The sequence below is a fragment of the Mycobacterium sp. 1245852.3 genome (assembly GCF_001669335.1).
Lineage (GTDB): Bacteria > Actinomycetota > Actinomycetes > Mycobacteriales > Mycobacteriaceae > Mycobacterium > Mycobacterium europaeum_A.
This window is the reverse complement of the sequence record NZ_LZLL01000240.1, coordinates 1-20705: the sequence shown is the minus strand read 5'-3', so window position 1 is coordinate 20705 and position 20705 is coordinate 1. Positions and strand designations below refer to the sequence as shown.

General features: G+C 67.2%; 23 protein-coding genes and 1 pseudogene. 7 read left to right on the top strand and 17 right to left on the bottom strand.

Translation table 11 applies throughout. The features are described 5' to 3' along the window. Positions 1–252: 252 nt before the first annotated feature. Positions 253–396 (top strand): hypothetical protein, encoded by a 144-nt coding sequence (locus tag A9W96_RS31365; RefSeq protein ID WP_156748848.1) that lies wholly within the window; start codon positions 253–255, stop codon positions 394–396. Between the two features lie 121 nt (positions 397–517). On the opposite strand, the gene A9W96_RS10740 is transcribed toward A9W96_RS31365, so the two are convergent. Both A9W96_RS10740 and A9W96_RS10735 read right to left on the bottom strand, forming a co-directional pair. Next, on the bottom strand, positions 518–1534 hold the full coding sequence (locus A9W96_RS10740; protein WP_067139615.1) for a zinc-binding dehydrogenase: 1017 nt from the start codon (positions 1532–1534) through the stop codon (positions 518–520). Further along, positions 1535–2440, bottom strand: coding sequence for a haloalkane dehalogenase (locus A9W96_RS10735; RefSeq protein ID WP_067139612.1), 906 nt, complete (start codon positions 2438–2440; stop codon positions 1535–1537). A 28-nt stretch (positions 2441–2468) separates the two neighbouring features. Here A9W96_RS10735 and A9W96_RS33285 point away from each other — a divergent pair. Then, positions 2469–2783 (top strand): annotated as a pseudogene (locus A9W96_RS33285) (MarR family transcriptional regulator); the annotation flags it as partial. Positions 2784–3007: 224 nt separating this feature from the next. On the opposite strand, the gene A9W96_RS10725 reads toward A9W96_RS33285, so the two are convergent. Together A9W96_RS10725 and sigJ are read right to left on the bottom strand one after the other, a co-directional pair. After that, complete coding sequence (locus tag A9W96_RS10725) at positions 3008–3688, bottom strand: cyclopropane-fatty-acyl-phospholipid synthase family protein (protein ID WP_067139606.1); 681 nt, start codon at positions 3686–3688, stop codon at positions 3008–3010. Between the two features lie 110 nt (positions 3689–3798). Next, a complete protein-coding gene (gene sigJ / locus A9W96_RS10720; RefSeq protein ID WP_156748844.1) occupies positions 3799–4701 on the bottom strand; it encodes an RNA polymerase sigma factor SigJ in 903 nt (300 codons plus the stop codon). Positions 4702–4820: 119 nt separating this feature from the next. On the opposite strand from sigJ, the gene A9W96_RS10715 reads away from it, so the two are divergent. The 3 genes from A9W96_RS10715 to A9W96_RS10705 all read left to right on the top strand — a co-directional run bounded on the left by A9W96_RS10715 (position 4821) and on the right by A9W96_RS10705 (position 6631). After that, a complete protein-coding gene (locus tag A9W96_RS10715) occupies positions 4821–5399 on the top strand; it encodes an NADPH-dependent FMN reductase (protein ID WP_067139602.1) in 579 nt (192 codons plus the stop codon). A gap of 11 nt (positions 5400–5410) precedes the next feature. Further along, complete coding sequence (locus A9W96_RS10710; protein WP_067139636.1) at positions 5411–5905, top strand: nuclear transport factor 2 family protein; 495 nt, start codon at positions 5411–5413, stop codon at positions 5903–5905. Positions 5906–6280: 375 nt separating this feature from the next. Next, a complete protein-coding gene (locus A9W96_RS10705; protein WP_197499481.1) occupies positions 6281–6631 on the top strand; it encodes a hypothetical protein in 351 nt (116 codons plus the stop codon). A gap of 64 nt (positions 6632–6695) precedes the next feature. Here the strand turns inward: A9W96_RS10705 and A9W96_RS10700 are convergent, their stop codons facing one another. Together A9W96_RS10700 and A9W96_RS10695 are read right to left on the bottom strand one after the other, a co-directional pair. Next, on the bottom strand, positions 6696–7532 hold the full coding sequence (locus tag A9W96_RS10700; RefSeq protein ID WP_067139599.1) for a nuclear transport factor 2 family protein: 837 nt from the start codon (positions 7530–7532) through the stop codon (positions 6696–6698). Continuing rightward, complete coding sequence (locus A9W96_RS10695; protein ID WP_067139596.1) at positions 7522–9753, bottom strand: molybdopterin-dependent oxidoreductase; 2232 nt, start codon at positions 9751–9753, stop codon at positions 7522–7524. Before A9W96_RS10695 ends, A9W96_RS10700 begins: the two co-directional genes overlap by 11 nt. A 61-nt stretch (positions 9754–9814) precedes the next feature. Between A9W96_RS10695 and A9W96_RS10690 the strand changes: the two genes are divergently transcribed. Continuing rightward, entirely contained in the window at positions 9815–10417 is a 603-nt protein-coding gene (locus A9W96_RS10690) for a TetR/AcrR family transcriptional regulator (RefSeq protein ID WP_067139593.1), read from the top strand. Positions 10418–10455: 38 nt separating this feature from the next. Here the strand turns inward: A9W96_RS10690 and A9W96_RS10685 are convergent, their stop codons facing one another. Continuing rightward, positions 10456–10929 (bottom strand): thioesterase family protein, encoded by a 474-nt coding sequence (locus tag A9W96_RS10685; protein ID WP_156749332.1) that lies wholly within the window; start codon positions 10927–10929, stop codon positions 10456–10458. Between the two features lie 14 nt (positions 10930–10943). Here A9W96_RS10685 and A9W96_RS10680 point away from each other — a divergent pair, with 14 nt between their 5' ends. Continuing rightward, complete coding sequence (locus A9W96_RS10680; RefSeq protein WP_067139628.1) at positions 10944–12056, top strand: alcohol dehydrogenase catalytic domain-containing protein; 1113 nt, start codon at positions 10944–10946, stop codon at positions 12054–12056. Here A9W96_RS10680 and A9W96_RS10675 read toward each other — a convergent pair. From A9W96_RS10675 to A9W96_RS10630, 10 genes are all read right to left on the bottom strand, one after another. Continuing rightward, on the bottom strand, positions 12053–12979 hold the full coding sequence (locus tag A9W96_RS10675) for an alpha/beta hydrolase (RefSeq protein WP_067139590.1): 927 nt from the start codon (positions 12977–12979) through the stop codon (positions 12053–12055). The two genes, A9W96_RS10680 and A9W96_RS10675, sit on opposite strands and share 4 nt — an antisense overlap. Further along, positions 12976–14496 (bottom strand): NAD(P)/FAD-dependent oxidoreductase, encoded by a 1521-nt coding sequence (locus A9W96_RS10670; protein ID WP_067139587.1) that lies wholly within the window; start codon positions 14494–14496, stop codon positions 12976–12978. Before A9W96_RS10670 ends, A9W96_RS10675 begins: the two co-directional genes overlap by 4 nt. After that, on the bottom strand, positions 14478–15206 hold the full coding sequence (locus A9W96_RS10665) for an SDR family NAD(P)-dependent oxidoreductase (protein ID WP_067139584.1): 729 nt from the start codon (positions 15204–15206) through the stop codon (positions 14478–14480). The genes A9W96_RS10670 and A9W96_RS10665 overlap by 19 nt, the downstream gene beginning before the upstream one ends. Next, positions 15203–15604, bottom strand: coding sequence for a nuclear transport factor 2 family protein (locus tag A9W96_RS10660; protein ID WP_067139580.1), 402 nt, complete (start codon positions 15602–15604; stop codon positions 15203–15205). Before A9W96_RS10660 ends, A9W96_RS10665 begins: the two co-directional genes overlap by 4 nt. Then, a complete protein-coding gene (locus A9W96_RS10655) occupies positions 15601–16359 on the bottom strand; it encodes an HpcH/HpaI aldolase/citrate lyase family protein (protein ID WP_067139577.1) in 759 nt (252 codons plus the stop codon). The genes A9W96_RS10660 and A9W96_RS10655 overlap by 4 nt, the downstream gene beginning before the upstream one ends. Before the next feature lie 7 nt (positions 16360–16366). Continuing rightward, positions 16367–17335 (bottom strand): zinc-binding dehydrogenase, encoded by a 969-nt coding sequence (locus tag A9W96_RS10650; protein WP_066877135.1) that lies wholly within the window; start codon positions 17333–17335, stop codon positions 16367–16369. Position 17336: 1 nt separating this feature from the next. Further along, on the bottom strand, positions 17337–18512 hold the full coding sequence (locus A9W96_RS10645) for a cytochrome P450 (RefSeq protein WP_067139625.1): 1176 nt from the start codon (positions 18510–18512) through the stop codon (positions 17337–17339). Positions 18513–18574: 62 nt separating this feature from the next. After that, positions 18575–19279 (bottom strand): NIPSNAP family protein, encoded by a 705-nt coding sequence (locus tag A9W96_RS10640; protein WP_067139574.1) that lies wholly within the window; start codon positions 19277–19279, stop codon positions 18575–18577. Positions 19280–19282: 3 nt separating this feature from the next. After that, complete coding sequence (locus tag A9W96_RS10635) at positions 19283–19846, bottom strand: hypothetical protein (protein WP_066861544.1); 564 nt, start codon at positions 19844–19846, stop codon at positions 19283–19285. Between the two features lie 159 nt (positions 19847–20005). Then, the coding region (locus A9W96_RS10630; RefSeq protein ID WP_197499480.1) for a CoA transferase at positions 20006–20705 on the bottom strand (700 nt) is incomplete at its 5' end.

Below are 20705 nucleotides of genomic sequence, written 5' to 3'. Positions count from 1 at the left end.
TGCACAGAATGCGTCGGCATGTGAAGCGTTCCGAGATAGAACACCAGCAGGCAGCATGAAGCGAATACCGCGTAAGGGACCATGTTGAACACGACGAACCTCCGCTCCGAGTAGGGTGTTCCGCCGTAGAGCCGCGGGAAGAACGAGCGGAAGTCGGTGACGAATTCCTCTGCGAAATGGAGGAATTGAACGGCTAGCGCACCGAAGAACCACGGTACGAACGTCTCCGAGCAGGGCACCGCGACGTGACGCATGTACATTCATCCCAAGACCAACCAGCTCACCGCCGCACCGGGCACAAAGGTCACCATCAGTGATCGCCCAGAACTCGCGCGGCTGAAACCGGCGATCATTAGCAGCGCGATCACTGAACCGATCGCAAGCTCACAGTCATGACATTGTCCTTTCAGGATGTTCCTTTAGGTCTGCAAGCGGAGAAGTAGTACACGAGGTGATCGGCCGCGAGCGGAACCGACCCACCGCACGATCGAACCAACCCGCGGCCCGCGGGTCCGGCTCACCGCGGCGCCACACCATCGTCATCAGATCCGCTGTGCAGCACGGTCTTACCGATGGTGCTCCGTCCCTCCATACCGCGGTGCGCGTCCGCCGCACGGGTCAGCGGTAGGCGTCGACCGATCACGGGGGTCAGGGTGTGGTCCCGTACCGCGGCCAACGCCCGCTCCTCGAGAGGCCGCAGCCCACCGGGGCGGTTGACGAGTCGGGCACCGGCGGCGGCAGATGCCGTGATCCCGCGCCGGAAGATGTCTTCGCCGTCGAGCGGGCAGATGCTGCCGGAGGCCTCGCCGTACATGACGAGCCGGCCGCCAACGGAGAGGAGTTCCAGCGCGCCGCGGCCTACCTCGCCGCCGACCCCGTCGCAGGCTAGGGTGATCGGCCGGGGTCCCACCGTGCTGCGCACCTCGTCGGGCCAGTCTGGTGTGCAGTAGCTGACCGACCACCGCGCTCCGAGGTCGTCAACGACCGCGAGTTTCGCGGGATCGCCGACCAGTCCGATGACGTCGGCGCCGGCTGCGCGCAATCCCTGGATCAACAGGGACCCGATTCCGCCGGCGGCGGCCGTCACCACGGCCACGTCCCCCGCCGCAGGTGCGGCCAGGTCCAGAATGGACAACGCCATGGCGCCGGTTCCGATCATCGCGACCGCATCGTCGAAGCTGACTTCCTCCGACAGCGGGTGCAGCCCCTCGGTGCCGGCAAGGGCGAACTCGGCGTAACCACCACCGGCCGGTCCGAGATTGGCGACTACCCTTGTGCCCAGCCATCTCTCGGCGTCCACTCCGTCGCCGACGGCGTCGACGACGCCGGCGACCTCACGACCGGGCACGATTGGCAGCGTCGGCGTTCCGAACGGACCCAACGGGCGCCCGCTGCGCACGGCGGCGTCCACCAAGTGCACCCCGGCCGACGCGACCCGTATGCGAACCTGATCGGCTGCGGGTGTGGGGTCCGCGACCTCCTCTACGCGCAGCTCGTCGGGCCCTCCGAACTCCAACACTCTTACCGCAAGCATCTACGCGTCCTCGGTGACAGATTCGCTCCGAGGCGCCATCGGCGCCTCGCACAGACCGTGGCGCAGCAGCCACTGGACCAGTTCGTCCGCGATGGCCGGGGATTGATCCTCTGGAACGTGATGTCCGGCGGGCCCCAGTTCGGCCAATTCCAGTGCGGCAATGTGGTTTCGGCACCAGTCGATCAACTCAGGCGTCATCATCAATCCCGGCCCGGGTGGACAGGTCATGAGCAGTTTGGGCACGTCGTCGCTAGTGGCCAGCCACCGGTCGTAGGCCTCGATCCGCGCGACGACCTCGGCCGGCTGGCCGTCGAGCGGCATCATGCGCGGCCATGCCAGCATCGGCCGCCGCGACTCGGGGGTCGGGTATGGCTCGCGGTAGGCCTGCAGTTCGTCGGGCCGTAACCCGCGCAGCACGGTGGAGGTGAGGGCCTGCTCGATGAAGACGTTCTCCTGCAGCACCATGCGTTCCCCCACCTCCGGCGTGCGCAGCGCCGCGAACATCGCACGCGCCGCCTCCGGGAACTCGGCGGTGGCTAGTGGGCGCACGATGGGCTCGGTGAACGCCACGGCACGGACGCGATCAGGATGGTGCGCGGCCCAGTCGAACGCCAGCGCCGCCCCCCAGTCGTAGCCCACGAAGACCAAGGGCGGCAGGTCGAGTGCGTTGATCCAGGCGTCCAAGTAGTCAGCGTGGTCGGCGAACGAATAGCCGATCTCCGGCTTGCCTGAGGCGCCCATGCCGATCAGATCCGGCGCGAGACAACGGCCGACGCGGCCCACATCGGGAAGGATGGCCCGCCAAATGAACGACGAGGTGGGGTTGCCGTGTAGAAACACGATCGGCTGCCCGCAGCCGGTCTCCAGGTGGAACACGGTGGACTCGCCAACGGTGGTGTGGGGCATGAACCGACTCCCGGCATAGAATGGACAGGTGCCTGACGATCACGCCAATGCTAACACTTTAGACAGGCGCCTGTCTAAACATGACGGGTCCGACGGTCGACCGTTGCTGGGATTGCTGCTGCGGCTGCTCAATCAGCACTGGGGCCGCGAGGTCGACGCTGCGCTGGTGCGTGCGGGATTCGAAGACATCCGACCGACGCATGCCAACGTGTTCCCCTTCATTCCGGCCGATGGCATCCAAGTCAGCGAGCTGGCCACTTATGCGCAGATGCGTAAACAGTCGATGGCTCAAGCTGTCGAGCAACTCGAACGCGCGGGCTACGTCGAGCGTCGTCCGGATCCCGCTGACCGGCGGGGCCGACTGGTGTTCTTGACTCGACGCGGCGCTGCCGTCCGCCCGGTTGGGGTGGCCGCTGGTCGCGATGTCGAACGGGAGTGGGCACGTGTCATCGGCACGAAACGCCTTGAAGAACTTCGCGATACGCTCCAGGAGCTACTCGACGAGCTCGCAGACCCGCCGGGTTGACGGCGACACCGCGTCGTTGGAGGTGACCGGGCCGCCGGTTGTCAGTGTGGCTGGCCGTCCGACGTCGGCTCCGGCGCTACGGTGAGCAGCCAAGCTGGGATACCGCCTTGTGCGTGCTGACCGGGCAGCGCCCCGACCATCACACTGCGCTCGAGACTGCACAGCGTCCAGTCCGCGAACGCCTCGACGAGGTCGGCGGCGCTGAGTCGGCGCGGGCCGGGCCCAGCCGGCGCCGCGTCGCTGACGGCGATGATGTGCACGCGGGCGCCGGGCCGGCACACCGCACCCAGCGCGGCGATGTAGCGGCGCCGGTCGTCGTCGCTGAAGACGTGCAGTAACCCGGAGTCGATGACGGTATCGAACCAGCCGTGGAATCCGGACAACTCACGAGCATCGGCGACAGCAAAGTGGACCCGTTCGGCCAATCCGCGCGCGGCGGCCTTGAATCCCGCGTGCCGGATCGCGGCGGCGGAGGCGTCCAGCCCGGTCACGCGGTAGCCGAGACCGGCAAGATACAGCGCGTTCTCACCCGTGCCGCAGCCGATGTCGAGGACGTCACCACGGATCGCTCCGGCCGCGTGCAGATCGACCACCGTGGGCTGGGGTCGGCCGCAATCCCAGCCGGCGCCCGCAATCGGTGCGCCGGTCGGCGGTTGGCCGGCGTATACATCGTCGAAGTAGTCGATCTGGTCGCGGGATGGCGGTGCATGTCGTTCTGTCATCGGGGAAGCCCTCCTTAGGGATTTGGTAAATGCCTTGCCTCCGACACCGCCGCGGCGGTCGACTATGCGGCGCGCTTCGGCGCATCCGCGCGGCGTGTGGTCGGTTCCGGCTAGTCGGCAGTCCATGGCCGCAGCTTCTGCGGATTGCGGATGACCCAGATGCGGGTGATCCGGCCGTCGGCGATGTCGAAGGCGTAGACCGACACGACCGTGCCGTCAAGCTGTGCAACCAGACCGGGTTGGCCGTTCACCACGCGCTCGCTCAGGGTGACCGCGGCGCCGCGGGCCGCGATCTCCATCCACGCAGTGGTGATCTGCTCGGCGCCGACGATCGGGCCGAGGAAGGCCGGCGCCAGGCCGCCGGTGTCGGCGCTGGCGATCGCCTGCGGGTCGAGCAACCCAATCAGCGTCTCGATATCCCTGGTTTCCCAAGCCTGTTTGAAGGCTCTGACGATGTCGGCCCGCTTGGTGTTCGACGGTCGTCGCGAGAGATCGATGCGGCGCCGCGCGCTGAAGGCGAGCTGGCGACAAGCCGCGGGCGTACGGCCGACGACATCGGCGATCTCGGAGAAGGAGTAGCGGAACACGTCGTGCAGGACGAACGCCACCCGCTCGGCCGGCGTCATGGAATCGAGCATGACAAGAAAGGCCATGCTGATCGACTCATCGAGGGTGACACGGTCGGCGGGATCGGCGGGGACTGCGCCGCTAGCCCATTCGAAGTGGCCGGGTACGGGCTCTGGAATCCATTCGCCCACATAGCGTTCGCGCCGAGCACGCGCCGAGCCGAGCAGATCGAGGCAGACCCGGCTGGCAACCGTCGTCAGCCACGCGCCCGGTGACGTCACCGCGTTCCGCTGGGCGTCGGACAGCGCATACCAGCGTGCGTAGGCTTCCTGCACCGCATCCTCGGCCTCGGCCAGGGAGCCGAGCAGCCGGTAGGCGACATTGAGCAGATGTCGGCGCTCATTGAACACGGCGGGCGGGTGCGGGTGGCTCACGGTCAGCTCCATTCTGTCTCTTCCTCATCAACACGACGAATCAGCCCTCCGATGTGTAAGGCGGCCTGACATTTCCGCGGGTTACGTCGTCGAAAGGTCATGACACATTCAGCGACGCAGGAGTTGAGAAAGTGATCAGAATCGGCATCATCCTGGGCAGTACCCGGCCCAACCGCAACGGTCCGCAGGTCGCCCGGTGGGTGCTGGAGACGGCATCGCAGCGCGGTGACGCCGATTTCGAACTGATCGATCTGCACGATCACCCGCTGCCTCATCTTGCCGAGCCGGTGCCGCCGATGTTCGGCCCATCGCTTAATCAGCACACCCGGGCGTGGGCCGAGCGGATCGCGCCGTTCGACGGCTTCCTGATCGTGACCCCGGAATACAACGGTGGCGCGCCCGCGGTGCTCAAGAACGCCATCGACCATCTGTTCACCGAATGGAATGACAAGGCGGTCGGCTTCGTCTCCTACGGCGCGGGCGGCGGCGCCCGCGCCGTGGTGCAGCTGCGGACGGTATGCAGCACGCTGGGCATGGCTGACGTGGGCTACTCGGTCGCGATCTCGCTGCTCACCGACTTCGAAGAGCACACCCGGTTCATCGCACGCGATCACCACGTGGTCGCCCTAAACACCACACTGGACCAAGTCATCGCCTGGAGCACCGCGCTGGCGCCGTTGCGTCACGCTCAGCCGGCAACTCGACGGTGAAGGAATCGGCCGTGGCGCGACACACGAGCCGCCGGGCGGACGACGTTGAGATCCGCCTGCAGATCGACAAAGCGGTCGAAGGAATACAGACGAAGTCTTTGGATGTGCTGAAGCAGCTCTACACGCCCGATGTGGTGTCATTCGATGTTGAGCCACCATTACAGCATGTCGGGCAAGCGGCGAAGCTCGAGAACTGGTCGAAAGTATTCCACCTCTTCGACACTGTGACCTACGAGGTCCGCGACCTGAGGTTCACCGTCGGCGAAGACGTGGCGTTCGGACACGGCTTCGTTCGACTCAGCGGCACTCTCATCAACGGGACGGCGACGGATGGCATGTGGGTCCGGGTCACCTACGGAATGCGCAAGATCGACGACGTCTGGTTGATCGCACACGACCAAGTCTCGGTTCCGCTGGACGTCCTGAGCGGCAGGGGCGTCGTCAATCTGACGCCCGACTGGTCAGACCCCCGCGCCTCGATAGTGAGCGACGACCGCAGGGGGTAGCCGGTGAGTCGCCGCTGTACAGCGGCGCCGAGGCGCAAGCTTCATCGCGATGTCATCTGGTCACACCGGATTTCGCTTGCGGCGTCGTCCAAAAATCGAGCTGCCGGTCGCCGCATTGGTCCACGCGTGGGGCGGCGAGCGCTGCCGGCGCCGCACCGCCTAATCAGGCGCACCGAAGCGCTTGTACACAGGCAAACCCATCGATGTCTCGGCGCAGTGCGCGGCGGCACCCACCTGACGGCGCGGTGGATTACGTCGTCGGACTCTAGAACGATCCGCCAGGACGACCCCAACGGCGCACGGCGGCGCAGACACGGCATGGAGGACGGAATGACAAGTTCAGGATCCATTAGACCCCGCGTACTCACAATCGGGATGCAGCCAAGCGCATTCGATTACAGCCGACATCCCGGCCTGGATGAGCCGACTATCAGAGCACGCAGCGAGGCGGCTAATAAGGCAGTCCGGGAAGCCGGCATCGACGCTGTGCCGTGCTATGTCAGCACATCACCCGACGCAGCTGAACAGGCGCTGCGCGAGTGCCTGTCGCAGGACGCCTACCAGCTGGCGATGATCGGTGCGGCAGTGCGAGCACCCTTGGACAACGCCGTGCTGTTGGAGCGGATCGTCAACGTGCTGATTCAGGCAGCGCCGGGAATCCGGCTGTGCTTCAACGAATCCCCAGAATCCACCATCGACGCCATCCGACGTTGGATCCGGTCGTAGAGCAATGCGCAGGCAGATGGACCCCGACGGCGTTGCGCTAGTCCCTCCGGTCTGACTCTCCTGATCAACGCGCGACATCAGGGGATAACTCCCGAGTATCGAAAATGACTGTTGTCTCGGCGGTTTGGCCCGCACGGATCCGGAATCGATCGACCCCGAGCCAGCGACGTTCTTCCCCAGCGATCGTTCCGCGACCTTCCCAAGCCAGCATCAATACACCGTCGCGATATGCATAGTCAACAACCGACAACGTCAGGTCTGGAATTCGCGTGACCGCCGCTGTCAGCTGAGCGACGTAAGCGTCGCGCCCCCGCAACGGTTCCTTCGTGCCCGGCCAGTTGAGTACGACATCGTCTGTGACGAGTGCGTGCACAGAGTTCGGTGCATCTGCTGGGGCCGACCAGAATCGTGCCCACTCGGCAACGAAAGACTGGATCCGTTCTGGTTCGGCAGTGGTCGTGAACTCGCGCACACCGGCTTGCTCATAAAGGGTGTGCGTGTCGAAATAGCCGCAGTCACTTAGAAGCAGACCGTCCTCGCGGAATTTGCAAACGAAGGTGACCGGCACGTCGATGCGGCTGCCCGCCGCGGCGGGGCGACCGAAGAGATCGGCGCCGACGGTACCGGTCATGTGACCCCAGACCACGGCGGTGTTGTCACCGATTGCCGTTCCAGCAAACCGACCCCGATAGTCAGGAATCGAAGCGAACAGCGCCTCATAGAATTCGCGTAGTCGGGCGTGCCCGGTGATCGGCCCTCGGATGCCAGAGCCTTCGTAGCGGCCCTCGGACGCGTACGCCGCGACGAGCGCATCTACGTCATGTCTGTTCTTGGCTTCGGCGTAGTTGAGTAATGCGGCGTGGAGAGCCGCGTTGCTCGCCGTCGCGATCTCAGTGGACATCAGTTTCTCCGTTCTCAGGTAAGACCTTCGGGCCAGAATGTGCCGTGACCTGGACTGGGATGCCGTTGAGCACCGCGGTGCCTGACAGCGGGTCCAGTACGGAGCCGACAGCCAGGATGTTGCTGTTCACCCCAGGCCGTCGGGCCGCGACGCTGGCGCCAATTTCAGGTTCGTCGTGTCCCCAGCCGTGAGGCAGAGACACGACGCCCGGGCTGATCGCGTCCGTTTTCTCCACTACTGCAACGACTTCTCCAGCTGCCGAAGTGACGAGAGCGTAGTGTCCGATGTCCAGGCGCTCGGCATCAGCGGGATGGATTTGCAGGGTGCAGCGGTCGGGCCCTTTGGCCAGTTTCGGCAGATTGTGCATCCATGAGTTGTTAGACCGCAGATGACGGCGCCCGATGAGTACCATGTCGGATGACGGTGCGGCCCTGAGGAATTTACGCAGCCGGGCGACATCCCGCACTAAAGGCGTGGGCGCCAGCTCGACGAGACCCGAGGGGGTGTCGAGCAAGCCCGGCAGCTGAGAGGTGAGAGGTCCGAAGTCCAGACCGTTCGGCTGTGGGCACAGTTCCGCCACGCCCAGCGGCGCATCGGCGGTGTTGTACGGACCGGCCCGCAACAGATAGTCGAGCAGTCGTTCAGGGCCGCGAACACCTGGCTGATCGCCATGCGAGTCGAGCTGTGCTCCAGCGCAATCAGAGAGCGTTCGCGCCATCGACGCTGCGACCATGTCGTCGATTGCGTCGAGATCCGCCTGGGGGCCTTGTCCGGTAATGACCGCGACCAGTCGCAGAATTGACTGCCAGTCGGGTCTCTCGTCGGGTTCTTGCGGCAGCACCGGTTCGGTGTAGGTTGCGGTGTTTCGGATCGCGAAGTGGTTGAAAAACAAGTCGTAGTGCGGTTTGGTCAGCGGTGACGGCGCCGGCAACACGACGTGAGCATGACGGGTTGTCTCGTTGCGGTACAGATCAATGCTGACCATCAACTCCAACCTGTGCAGGGCAGCGGTGAGCCGTGCACTGTCCGGCGCAGAACGCGCAGGATTGCCGGCCACCGTGATGAGCGCCTTTACTTGGCCGGCACCGGGTGTGTCGATCTCTTCGGCGAGGCAAGCCAGGGGCAGCTCGCCGAGTGACTCGGGGGCGCCGCGAACACGACTGTGCCAACGGCCCAGTGACATGCGGCGCCGCGGTGAGAGCATTCGCAGGTCAGCAGCGGGGCGCGCAAACATCGCTCCGCCGGGGCGGTCGAGGTTTCCTGTGAGAGTGTTCAGGACGTCGATCAGCCAGCTCGTGATTGTTCCAAACGGTGAGGTGCATGTCCCGGTGCGCCCGTACACCGCGGCGGCCGGCGCAGCAGCTAGATCGCGCGCGAGCCGGCGGATCTCATTGGCGGTGATACCGCATTGCGCTGCAACGGTTTCCGGTGCGAAATCGCGGGCGATCTGTTCGATTTCCTCGACGCCGCGCACGAAAGGGCTCAGCCGCCCGATGTCAGTCCTGCCCTCGTCGAACAAGACGTGCACGAGCGCGAAAAGCAGCAATGCGTCTGTGCCCGGCCAAATCCGGTGGTGCTCGTCGGCCTCATCAGTGGTTTGAGTGCGATTGGGATCAATGACGACTATTCGCCCACCACGACGCCTCATGTCCCGAAGCCTGGCCTTCATGCCCGGCGCCGTTAACAGGCTGCCGTTGGAAACCAGCGGGTTGGCGCCCAGTATCAGCAGATAAGAGGTGCGGTCGACGTCGGGTACCGGCACGGTGTACATGTCGCCGAACATCAATAGGCATGACACGAATTTCGGCATGGCGTCGACGGTGTTGGCTGTGTAGTAGTTCCGCGTCCGGAGCAGTCGCACCAACGCCTGGCTGTACAGGGTCGTCGCGAAGTCGTGCGCCACGGGGTTTCCCAGGTACACCGCTACGGCGTCGGCTCCATCGCGGCCGATGATGGCTGGAAGTCGCTCGCCAATTACATCGAAGGCCACATCCCATGTCGCTGGCTGGAGTTGGCCCGTGGATGAACGCACCAGCGGAGTGAGTAGGCGATCAGGATCGAGGTGTAGTTCGCTGAGCCCGAACGCTTTCGGGCAGAGGTGCCCCCGACTGGCCACGTGGTCGGGATTGCCGCGGACCGTCGTGACGAGGCCTGCATCAACTGTGCTCTTTAATCCGCATCCAGCCTCGCACAGAGGGCAGACGTGGCTTCGAACTTCCACAGCGAAAGTATATACATACTGGAGGTACGTACTGCAAGTACGTCCCAGCTATGCTGGAAGGATGACAAAGCCGCGATCGCACGCGGAGCGGACCCGCGCGACCATCGATCAGATCCTGACGGCCGCGCGTCGTTCGTTCGCAGAGGATGGTTTTGACAACACGTCGCTCGACGCTGTCGTCGAGAACGCCGGTGTGACGAAAGGAGCGCTTTATCATCACTTCGATGGCAAACGAGCCGTATTCGCCGCGGTCTATGAAGGTGAACAACGCGCGATCGGGCACACCGTTTTGGCCAAGGCAAGCGCCCGCAACAGCTGGCGCAACCTCCTTCAAGGGTGCCAGGCCTTTTTCGACGCAATCTCGGACCCTGGGGTTCAGAGAATCACACTCATCGATGCGCCAGCCGTTTTGGGGTGGCAGCATATGCGTGAACTCGAGGACCGCCACGTCACCTCGCTGTTACGGGAGGGGTTAAGGCAGGCGATAGCCGATGGCCATCTCAAGCCTCAGCGAGTTGACCCGCTGGCGCATCTGATTCACGGAGCGATGTGCGAGGCGGCGATGCATGTCGCTCGCGCTGCCGATCCAGCGCGTGAAGCCAAGGAAAACATGGCAGCGCTTCGGGATCTGCTCAATGGGATCGCCGTGGAGACCGGAAATTAAGGCGAGCTGCCGCGCCAACGCCGCACTCGCAGTCTCGACTAGCGGTCCACGAGGGCCGTCGCCAGCAGCGCGCGGACGGCGTCGGGAATCGGCACCGGCTTGCGGGTGGCGCGATCGACGTAGACGTGCACCCAGTGCCCCAGCGCGGTGACAGGTTGGGCCTCGTCTTGCTCGGCAGAGCGGAACACCCCGAGCCGATAGGTGACGCTGCTGCGACCCAGACGCGTCACCGCCAGCCCCACGGCGAGGCCATCCGGGAAATGCAGCTCGGAGAAGTAGCGGCAGCCCGACTCGGCGACGATGCCCAGCGCGGGCGTGGTGAGCGGGTCCATCCCGGTGCTGGTGTTGATCCACCCGTTGATAGCTGTATCGAACAGCTGGTAGTACACGGCGTTGTTGAGGTGACCGAACATGTCGTTGTCGGCCCACCGAGTTCCGACCGGCCAGCGCACCGGAAAGTCCCGGCTCGTCAGCCCGTCGGGTGCGGAGGGAATCGCAGGACCTGAAGCCATGGTTGTATTCCAGCATGTCTGGAATACGGGGCGCGGTCCTGGAGCACATCGGCTCACCCCGGCCCTACGCCCAGTCGCGCCCGATCGCCGTCACAGACCTCGACCTCGCACCCCCGGGCCGCGACGAAGTCCTGGTCCGCATCGAGGCCGCCGGCATCTGCCACTCCGACCTGTCGGTGGTCGACGGCAACCGGGTGCGGCCGGTGCCGATGCTGCTGGGCCACGAGGCCGCCGGGATCGTCGAGCGGGTCGGCGAGGGCGTCAACGACCTGGCCGTGGGCCAGCGGGTGGTGCTGGTCTTCCTGCCTCGGTGCGGTCATTGCGCAGCGTGCGCGACCCAGGGCCTGACGCCGTGCGAACCGGGCAGCGCAGCCAATGGCGCCGGCACCTTGCTCGGCGGCGACATTCGGCTCAGCCGGGCCGGGCACCCGGTGTATCACCACCTCGGGGTCTCGGGTTTCGCGACGCATGCGGTTGTCAATCGGGCCAGCGCGGTCCCGGTGCCGTCCGACGTGCCGCCCGATGTCGCGGCGCTGCTGGGCTGCGCAGTGCTCACCGGCGGTGGCGCGGTGTTGAACGTGGGGCGTCCGCGGCCGGGCCAGGCGGTCGCCGTCGTCGGGCTCGGCGGGGTCGGGATGGCGGCGCTGCTCACCGCGCTGACCTACGACGACGTACGGGTGGTCGCCGTCGATCAGTTGCCGGAGAAGCTGGCCGCCGCCCGCCGCCTGGGCGCCCACGACACCTACACACCGCAGCAGGCCGCCGAGGCCGGGGTGAAGGCGGCGGTGGTCGTCGAGGCCGTCGGCCATCCCGCCGCGCTGGAGACCGCGATCGGGTTGACCGCACCCGGCGGGCGCACCATCACCGTGGGTCTGCCGCCGCCGTCGGTGCGAATCAGCGTGTCGCCGTTGGGTTTTGTGGCCGAGGGCCGGTCGTTGATCGGCAGTTACCTCGGCTCGGCGGTGCCCAGCCGGGACATCCCCCGGTTTGTCGAGCTGTGGCAGGCGGGCCGGCTGCCGGTGGAATCGCTGGTGTCCTCGACCATTGCGCTCGAGGACATCAACGCGGCAATGGACAATCTGGCCGACGGCACGGCCGTGCGGCAGCTGATCCGATTCGACGGTTAGTCGCCGTGTAACGCGCTGGACAGGGTATCGCCCTGCAGCGCGAACAACCGTTGCGAGCCCGGCCACTCGGGCAGCAGCGAATCGAAGCCGTGGCAGGTGCGGGCGAAGACGTGCAGCTCGGTCGACACTCCCGCGCGCAGCAACCGCAGCGCGTAGTCGATCGCCTCGTCGCGGAACGGGTCGATTTCGGCGCAGGTGATCAAAGCCGGTGGCAGCCCGACGAATTCGGCTCGGCGCGCGGGCACTTCGGGTGCCGATGCGGCCGCCGGTCCCAGGTAGTAGCCCCACATCAGCTCGGCGGCCTCGCCGTCGAACGCCGGGCTGGTGCGAAATTCCGCCTTCGATCCGGTGGCCCGGTCGTCGAGCACCGGTTGGTGCAGCAACTGGAACGCCACCGGCGGCAGTGACCCGTCGGCGGCGCGCTGCGCCAGACATGCGGCCAGGGTGGCGCCGGCGCTGCTGCCGGCGACCGCCAACCGCGCCGGATCGACGCCGAGTGTGTCCGCGTTCGCGGCGACCCACTGCACCACCGTGTCGGCGTCCTCCAGCGCGGCGGGATAGGGGTGTTCGGGCGCCAGCCGGTAGTCCACCGAAACCACCGTGCACCGCCCGCGGCGCGAAAGCTCGACGCACTGGCGATGATCGGTGTCCAGGTTGCCCAGCGCGAAGCCGCCGGCGTGGCAGTACACCACCACCGGTGCCCGGTCGGCGGGCCCACCGCGGTAGACGCGCACCGGCACGCCGGCCGCGCTGTCCTCCCCGATCCGGATCCCGGGTGCGTCGGTCTGTTCGGCGGCCAGGCGGCGGCGCTCGTTGAACGGTGTGCGAATGAGTTCGATTGCGGCCCGGGAGAAGTCGGTCCGGGTCGTCGCGACGTCACGCAGCGCGGGATCGAGGCGGTCGGCGCCGTCCAGCCGTGTCATCGGCTGCCCCGCTCGGGCATGGTGAACACCTGGGGTTCGGACGTAGCGGGCGCGGTGAAGCGGAAGTCGCCCGGCCTGAACCTGCGCGTCATGCTCCAGAAGGCCCGGGCGCTGCGCGGCCATTGGGTGACCACCCGCCCGTTGGGGGCGCGGAAGTAGTTGCTGCACTGGGTGGTCCAGACGGTGCCCACCATCCATCGATCGATCTTGGCGACGAAGTCGGCCAGCGCGGCGGGTCGCACCGCGATGTAACGCCTACCCCTGCGCCGCAAATACTTCAGCGCCCGCACGATGTAGCGCGCCTGCGCCTCGAGGATAAAGATGACGCTGTTGGAGCCGACGTTGGTGTTCGGCCCGTACAGCATGAAGAAGTTGGGGAATCCCGGAACGGCCATGCCGAGGTACGCGCGCGCCCCGTCGCGCCACACGTCTCGCAGGGTGATTCCGTGTTCGCCGGACACGTCCAGCTCGGCGAGGTAGTCCGCCGCGGCGTACCCGGTGGCACAGACGACCACGTCGACCTCGCGTTCGGTGCCGTCTTCGGTGACCAGGGAGCGCCTGCGCAGGTAGCGCGCCGGGCTGGTCACCACCTCGACGTTGGGCCGGGTCAGCGCGGGCAGGTAATCCGAGGAGAACACCAGCCGCTTGCAGCCCATTGGGTGTTCGGGCGTGAGCTTGCGGCGCAGGTCCTCGTCGTCGACGGTCTTCTCCAACAAACCCAGCGCGACGGCCTTGAACTGTTCGGTCTTTTCGCTGCCGTGCTCGATCACCGCGATGTTGGATTCGCTGCGCAGCCACAGCCGGGTCCGGTAGAGCCTTTTGGCGAACGGCAGGTGGGCGAACATCCAGCGCTCCCGCGGCGTGTAGTGCCGGTCGGGCTTCGGCAAGATCCAGGTCGGCGACCGCTGCACGGAGTACACCGTGTCGGCCACCTTGGCCAGCTCGGGGATCAGCTGGGAAGCCGTCGACCCGGTGCCCAGCACCGCGATCTCCTTGCCCTGCAACGGGATCGAGTGGTGCCAGCGGGCCGAGTGCATCACGGTCCCGGCGAAGGGCTCTTGTTCGACGAGTTCGGGCAGCAGCGGCCGGGTGAACAGGCCGACCGCCGACACGACCACGTCGAAGCGGTGTTGGTCACCCAACGCGGTGGTCAGGCACCACTGTTGGGAGTCCGAATGCCATTGCGCCGCCTTGATTTCGGTGCGCAGGCGCAGGTGCGGCCGCAATCCGTACTTGTCGGCGCAGCGCTGGAAGTAGTCGAGAATCTCGGGCTGCCCCGACCACAGCCTCGACCAGTCGGCGTTCAGGTCGAACGAGTAGGAGTAGAGGTGCGATTTGACGTCGCAGGCCAGTCCCGGATAGGTGTTGATCCGCCAGGTGCCCCCGACGCCGTCCTCACGGTCGAAGATGGTGAAGTCGTCAAAACCTGCCCGTGACAGCATGATTCCCAGCGCCAGGCCACCGGGCCCGGCGCCGATGATGCCGATCGAGATGTCGCTCATCGGATCTGCAGGCATTGGCCACCGTCGATGACGAGTTCGGAACCGGTGATGAACGATGCCTCATCGGACACCAAGAAGGCGACGGCGTCGGCGACCTCACCGGCCTCGCCGATCCGGCCGACCATCGACGCCGCGGCCAGCCGCGTCTGGGTGGCCTGGTCGAGCATCGTCGTGGCGATGGGCCCGGGGAAGACGGCGTTGACCCGGATGCCGGCGGGCGCGAGTTCGGCCGCGACGGTCTGGGTCAGCCCGCGCAGGGCCCACTTCGACGACCCGTACGCGGCGTGCTGCGGGAAGGGCCGGATGGCGCCGGTGCTGCAGATGTTGACGACCGATGCGTTCGGCGCCTCGCGCAGGTGTTGCAGCGCCGCGCGTATTCCGAGGAATGGGCCCAGACAGTTGACGCGCCAGGCGTTTTCGAAGCCTTCGGCCGTCTCCTCGCTCAGCGGTGCCCGGTGCAGGACGCCGGCGCAGTTGACCAGCGTGCTCAGCGATCCGAACCGGCCGACGGCCTCCGCCACGGCGGAGTCCCACTGCTCGGGCGAGGTGACGTCGAGCTCGACGGCGAACACGCCGTCGTCGCCTGCGTCGCGGACCGTGGCGCGCAGCTCGTCGGCCCGGCGGTCGCAGGCGGCCACCGCGAAGCCCTTGTCGCGCAGGCGTTTCGCGATGGCCCAGCCCTGCCCGCCGGCGGCGCCGGTCACCAGTGCGACGCGTCGGTTCATGCTGGACTCACCTCGGGGTTGTTGGCCAGGCCGGCGCTCGTGACGAAGCGGCAGCGGCGCCGCGCGAAGCGCCACCGCCCGTCGATGCGGGTCAGCTCGTCGTCGTAGAGGGCGGGCCGCAGTTGCAGGTCGCCGGCGCGGACGAACAGCACCTGTGATCGGGCGGTGGCGCGCTGCCCGTCGACCTCGATCCGCGCGCTTCCGGTCAGGTGCAGGCCGCGGGCCGCGTCGCGGAACATGCCCGCGATCGCGTCGCGGCCGGCAAAGGTCTTGCCGTAGACCAGAAATTCGCCATCGGGCGCGAACAGCTGCACGCACTCCTCGACGTCGCCGGCGTCAAGTGCTAGGGCGTAGCCGGCGAGCAGCTCACGGATCCCCTCGTGGTCGTCGTGGGTCATTGCGTCGCCTCGCGCAAGTGTTCGGCGGCGCCGCGGCGCAGCGCTTGGGACTCGGCGGCCAGGGTGATCATGCCGAATCCCAGCTGCGCCATGGCGTGGCCCGTCTTGCCGTCTCCGGCGTGGATGCCGGTGACCAGGCCTGCGTCGGACGCGGCCCGGTGGACGCGCACGATCGCGTCCAAGACCTGCGGATGCCGTGTGGCGCCGACGACCCCGGCGCCCAGTGAGATGGCCAGATCGGCTGGGCCGACGTAGATTCCGGTGAGGCCGTCGACGGCGCAGATCTCGTGGATGCCGGATAGCGCCGCCGCGGTCTCGATCATCGCGAACACGCCGACGCGCGACTCGTGGGCGGCGGGGTCGTGCCCCAGGCTGGCGCGCAGCGGGCCGAAGCTGCGCACGCCCCGCGGCGGATAGCGGGTCGCGGCGACCGCCGCGGCGGCCTGGTCCGCCGACTCGATCATTGCGATGACGACGGCGTCCGCGCCGGCGTCCAGCACCCGTCCAATCGGTGCGGCGTCGGCGTTGGGCAGACGCACCACGGTGCCGACGGGCAGGTGCTCGGTGCGGCGCAGAATTTCGGCGATGGCGGCGTCGTCGAGATAGCCGTGTTGGGCATCGAAGCCGACGTAATCGTAACCGGCGCGGGCGAATTCCTCGGGGCCCAGCGCCGTGGGGCCGGTGACCCAGCCGCCGAATATCGGGGTCTTGCGGCCCAGCGCCAGCTGCAGATTGCTCGGCGAAATGTCCGTCATGGTCGGCTCATCCGGCGATCGCGATCTTGATGCGTTCGGGGTCCGGCCGACAGGCCAGCTCGAAGGCGTCCTGCACCCCGTCGATGCCGAACGTGTGGGTCAGGTAGGCGCCCAGCAGCCACGGGTGCTCGGCGGCGAACTTGCCCGCCAGCTCCAGCATTCGCCGGCGGTCCAGCGTCACACCGGATTTCAGGGTGAGGTTGTTGCGCAGCATCGCCCGCATGTTGATCGGGTACATCTCGTCGTCGGCGACGCCGAAGTAGAACACGGTGCCGCCGGGGGCGGCGGCGTCGATCGCATGGGTCAGGGTGGCGACCTGGTGGCCGACGGCCTCGATGACGACGTCGGCGCGGTCGGATGGATCGAGCTGACTCACCCAGCGGTCACTGGTGGCGCGCACCGCGTCGTCGGCCCCGAAAGCCCTTGCCACATCGCGGCGGTCGATCGGGTCGACGCCGGTGACCCGCCGCGCACCCGCCGCCTTGGCGACATAGGAGAACAACAGCCCGATCGATCCCTGCCCGATGATCGCGACGTGCCGACCGGCGAGGTCGCCGAGTTGCTCGCAGGCGTACAGGACGCAGGCCAGGGGTTGCAGCCCCACCGCCTGGGCGGGAGTCAGCGCCGGATCGTAGGGCGCCAGTCCTTCGCCGTTGCTGACGATGCGTTCCATCATGCCGTCGAACCCGGACGCCCAGCCGACCACGTGATCGCCGGGACGGTGTGCGGGATGCCGGCTGGCGATCACCTCGCCGGCGACCTCGTGGATGGGAAAGCCGTCCTTCTCGGGGCCGCTGCGGCCGTCGTCACCCGGGATGCGGCCCCTGGCGCCGCGAAAGGCGGGCAGGTCGCTGCCGCACACGCCCGCGGCCGAAAACCGCAGCAGCACCTGTCCGTCGGCCAGGACCTCGGGCGTCGTGTCATCAATCGTGTTGCGCTCGAACTGATACGGGGCGATGATCCGGTAGGACCACACGTCAGACCTCCACCGGGATGTTGTTCCAGCCCCATTGGAAGCTGGACGGCAGCCGGGTGGCGGCTTGGCTGTTGATCGCGTAGTCGGGGACCCGGCGCAGCCATTCCTGTAGCAGCACAGCCACTTCCAGCCGCGCCAGGTGGTATCCGATGCAGAAGTGCTGGCCGCGGCCGAACGCCAGCGAGCGGCGGATGGGCCGGTCCCAGATGAACTCGTCGGGCTCGGGGTATTCACGCTCGTCGCGGTTCGCGGATGCGAGCAGGGTGATGACGCGCTGGCCCGGGCTGAGGGTCTCGCCGTGAATCTCGAAGGGCTTGCGCACCGTTCGCGCGAACCACTGCGCCGGCGCGCAGAATCGGATCATCTCGTCGCGCGCGATGTGCACGTTGTTCTCCAGGTCGGCGCGCACGGCGGCCAGCTGGTCGGGCCGGCGGCTGAGCTCCCAGAGGCCGTGGGCGACGATTTTGGGCACCGTCTCGGTTCCCCCGATGAAGATGCACAGCATCTGGGTCGCGACTTCCATGTCGTCGAGCGCGCTGCCGTCGGGCAGGTGATAGCCGAGCAGGCCGTCGACAACGTCGAGCGGTCCGCCGGAAGAATCGGCGCGGCGGCGCTGGACCGCGGGCAGCAGGTATTCGAAGTAGTTGGGCCGAGCCTGCCCGGTGTCCACGCCTTCGCCGGGCTGGGCGAGGCTGCCGGCGTTGACGGTGGCGAGGACCTGCGGCGCGAGATCGGTGGGGATGCCGCACAATTCGCAGACGATGGCGGCCACCACGATGCCGCCGTAGTCCTGGGTCAGGTCGAACGACCCGTCCGGCAGCAGGGCGTCGAGGCGTTCGTTGGCCAGCGCGCGGATGCGGCCCTCGAGGTCGGTGACCGCCCGCGGCCGAAACGGCCGGGAGTGGGTCCGCCGGATCTCGCCGTACAGGTCGGCGTCGAACATGGCATGGAACGGCAACGGGTGCAGCGGCGGGTCGGCGACCGGGCCGCTGTTGTGTTGTGCCAGAACCGATGCCGGCGGCAACGTCCCTTCCGATGCGACGAAAGTGCCGTTGTTGACTTCCAGCACCGTCCAGATGTCCTCGAAACGCGACAGGGCGAAGGTGTCCCACTGCGGCATGTAGTACACCGGGTGGTGATCGCGCAGGATCCGGTAGTACGGCAACGGGTTCGCCATCACCGCCGCATCGAAGGGATCGTAGCTGAAGTCCTTGACGATCAAAGGTTTCCGTATCTCCGTCACTGCAGCGGCGAGGGCGGTAGGGCCTGCAGAATGGAATCCTCCCAGCCGTCGCGCAACGCGGGGGCCACGCTCATCCAGGTGACGATCTCGGCGGGCGGGCTCTCTTTCCAGGAGGGGTAGTGCTCGGCGAAGCAGTCCCAGCCGCCGTCCAGCGCCCAGTAGTGGATGACCTCGTTGTAGCGGAAGGTCGTGGTGAACGAACCGAGCCAGCGCTTACCGGTGCGTTCCGACCAGGGAACGTAGAGCCGCTCCAGTTCGCGGATGTAGTCGTCCTGGCGGCCCGGTTTGGTCTGCATGATCTCTTGAATCACCAGTGGCGCAGTGACATTGGCCTCGCGCAGTTGGGTCAGCGTCTTGTTGCTGGGGCCGGGGTACATGATGCGACCCTCCCCCGAGGCGCCGATGTCGGCCAGGAATGCCGCCCATTTTCCGGATGCGGCCTCGTGGCTGCCGCCGCGGGCCTGCGCGGCGCCGATCCTGGCGTAATCGGCGAACCCGTCGATCTCCCAGATGATCGTCGCCTGCGGCCAGTGACCGTTGTACGGCGTGGATTCCCAGATCGCGAAGAGCCGGGCGCCGAGTTGTTCCATCATCGGTTGATAGGTGTCGGCGAAGATCTCGGTGAACTCCTCACTTCGCCCGGATCCCAGCGAGATCGTCTCGTGCAGGTAGAGCAGCGTGTGTCGGAAGTACTTCTTCATGGCCTAGTCGAGCCGGATCAGCTCTGAGTCGGACCCCGAACCCACGTCGCACAGCAGCGCCTCGGTGGCGCCGACCGTCGTGACCGGAATGCCCGCCGCCGCAAGCGCATAGCCCTTGAACATGCGGGCCGCGCCGCTGAGCAGATGCTGCGCCCGGGTGGTCGCGCGGGCCACGCCCAGCGGCCACCCGTCGCCCCACAGCGCGACCTCGGTCAGCCGGTTGTCCAGCGCCTCGAGGACCACGGCCCGCACCCGGGCGTCGGCGGTGAACGCCTCGGCGCTGACGGCCAGGCTCGTCGAGCCCTCCCCCAGCCCGGCGAGCTCCGGCTCGAGGTCCACTGCCCGCACCCCCAGGATCCGCAGCGACCGGGTGTCGCAACCACGCGGGAGCAGCACGGTCACCTCCCAACCGGCCATCGCCCGGTCGTAGAGCCAGCCGCCCGCCGATTGCACGACATCGACGGCGCTGGCCGCCACCACGTCGAGTCGGTAACGCAGACCCTCGCCGTTGGCGCGGGTTGTTTCCGCGGCGCTGCTCTTGCTGATGTCGAACGTCGGAGCGACCATCGATCCATTCCTCACCACCACCCGCCGCGGTCCGCTGGCGGGTCTCACGCGCTTGTCATGGGCTTTCCCAGGGGCTGGAGCCGCATCCCGCACGGGGCGACGCGGCTCACCGGACAGCGTGACACTTCCGGCGAAATTTGTAAAGCTCCGGGCGGGCCGTCAGGAACCGCGGCGCGCCTCGAGGTCGGCCAGGACTTCCTCGGTGTGCTGCCCGAGTTCCGGTGCCGCAGAACGCGGTGCCCAGGGCGTCCCGTGGAAGTCCGCCGGCGTGGCGACCATCGGCACGGCGGCGTGTTCGTCGGCGGCGTCGGGCACATAAACGATTCCGCCCGCGGCGTGGAACTGCTCGTCGGCGACGACGTCCTCCAGGGTGTTGATCGGCGACCAGAAGAAATCCGGTTCGCCGGCGAAGATTTGCGCCCACTCGTCGAGGGGCCGCGTCGCGAAGATGTCATCCAGCGCGGCGATCAGCGCGGCCGAGTTCGCGGCGCGGGCCCGGGCATCGGCGAAGCGCGGGTCGTCGCGCCACTCGGGCCGGCCCACCGCGCGGCACAGCGCCGGCCAGTGCCGCTCGGGCTCCAGGCCGACGATCCAGAACCGCCGCCCGTCGGAGGCGGCGTAGTTGTTCATGCACGGGTTGCCCATCGTTTCGCGCTGGCCGATCGCGATCGGCTGGCCGCTCATCAGATAGGTGTTGAGGTCGAAGCTGACGGTGTAGGCGCCCTGCCGGTACAGCGAGGTCGTGACCAGTTGGCCCGTCCCGGTGCGTTCGCGCGCGAGCAGCGCCGCGCACACGGCCGCGGCCATCGTCATCCCGGCGGAGTGGTCGCCCATGCCGCCGCGCTGGAACGGGGGCGTG

Coding starts and splice junctions, on each gene's coding strand:
- A9W96_RS31365 (WP_156748848.1), top strand. CDS start 253: ATGTACATTCATCCCAAGACCAACCAGCTCACCGCCGCACCGGGCACA.
- A9W96_RS10740 (WP_067139615.1), bottom strand. CDS start 1,534: ATGCTTGCGGTAAGAGTGTTGGAGTTCGGAGGGCCCGACGAGCTGCGC.
- A9W96_RS10735 (WP_067139612.1), bottom strand. CDS start 2,440: ATGCCCCACACCACCGTTGGCGAGTCCACCGTGTTCCACCTGGAGACC.
- A9W96_RS10725 (WP_067139606.1), bottom strand. CDS start 3,688: ATGACAGAACGACATGCACCGCCATCCCGCGACCAGATCGACTACTTC.
- sigJ (WP_156748844.1), bottom strand. CDS start 4,701: ATGGAGCTGACCGTGAGCCACCCGCACCCGCCCGCCGTGTTCAATGAG.
- A9W96_RS10705 (WP_197499481.1), top strand. CDS start 6,281: ATGCAGCCAAGCGCATTCGATTACAGCCGACATCCCGGCCTGGATGAG.
- A9W96_RS10700 (WP_067139599.1), bottom strand. CDS start 7,532: ATGTCCACTGAGATCGCGACGGCGAGCAACGCGGCTCTCCACGCCGCA.
- A9W96_RS10690 (WP_067139593.1), top strand. CDS start 9,815: ATGACAAAGCCGCGATCGCACGCGGAGCGGACCCGCGCGACCATCGAT.
- A9W96_RS10685 (WP_156749332.1), bottom strand. CDS start 10,929: ATGGCTTCAGGTCCTGCGATTCCCTCCGCACCCGACGGGCTGACGAGC.
- A9W96_RS10680 (WP_067139628.1), top strand. CDS start 10,944: ATGTCTGGAATACGGGGCGCGGTCCTGGAGCACATCGGCTCACCCCGG.
- A9W96_RS10675 (WP_067139590.1), bottom strand. CDS start 12,979: ATGACACGGCTGGACGGCGCCGACCGCCTCGATCCCGCGCTGCGTGAC.
- A9W96_RS10670 (WP_067139587.1), bottom strand. CDS start 14,496: ATGCCTGCAGATCCGATGAGCGACATCTCGATCGGCATCATCGGCGCC.
- A9W96_RS10665 (WP_067139584.1), bottom strand. CDS start 15,206: ATGAACCGACGCGTCGCACTGGTGACCGGCGCCGCCGGCGGGCAGGGC.
- A9W96_RS10660 (WP_067139580.1), bottom strand. CDS start 15,604: ATGACCCACGACGACCACGAGGGGATCCGTGAGCTGCTCGCCGGCTAC.
- A9W96_RS10655 (WP_067139577.1), bottom strand. CDS start 16,359: ATGACGGACATTTCGCCGAGCAATCTGCAGCTGGCGCTGGGCCGCAAG.
- A9W96_RS10645 (WP_067139625.1), bottom strand. CDS start 18,512: ATGGCGAACCCGTTGCCGTACTACCGGATCCTGCGCGATCACCACCCG.
- A9W96_RS10640 (WP_067139574.1), bottom strand. CDS start 19,279: ATGAAGAAGTACTTCCGACACACGCTGCTCTACCTGCACGAGACGATC.
- A9W96_RS10635 (WP_066861544.1), bottom strand. CDS start 19,846: ATGGTCGCTCCGACGTTCGACATCAGCAAGAGCAGCGCCGCGGAAACA.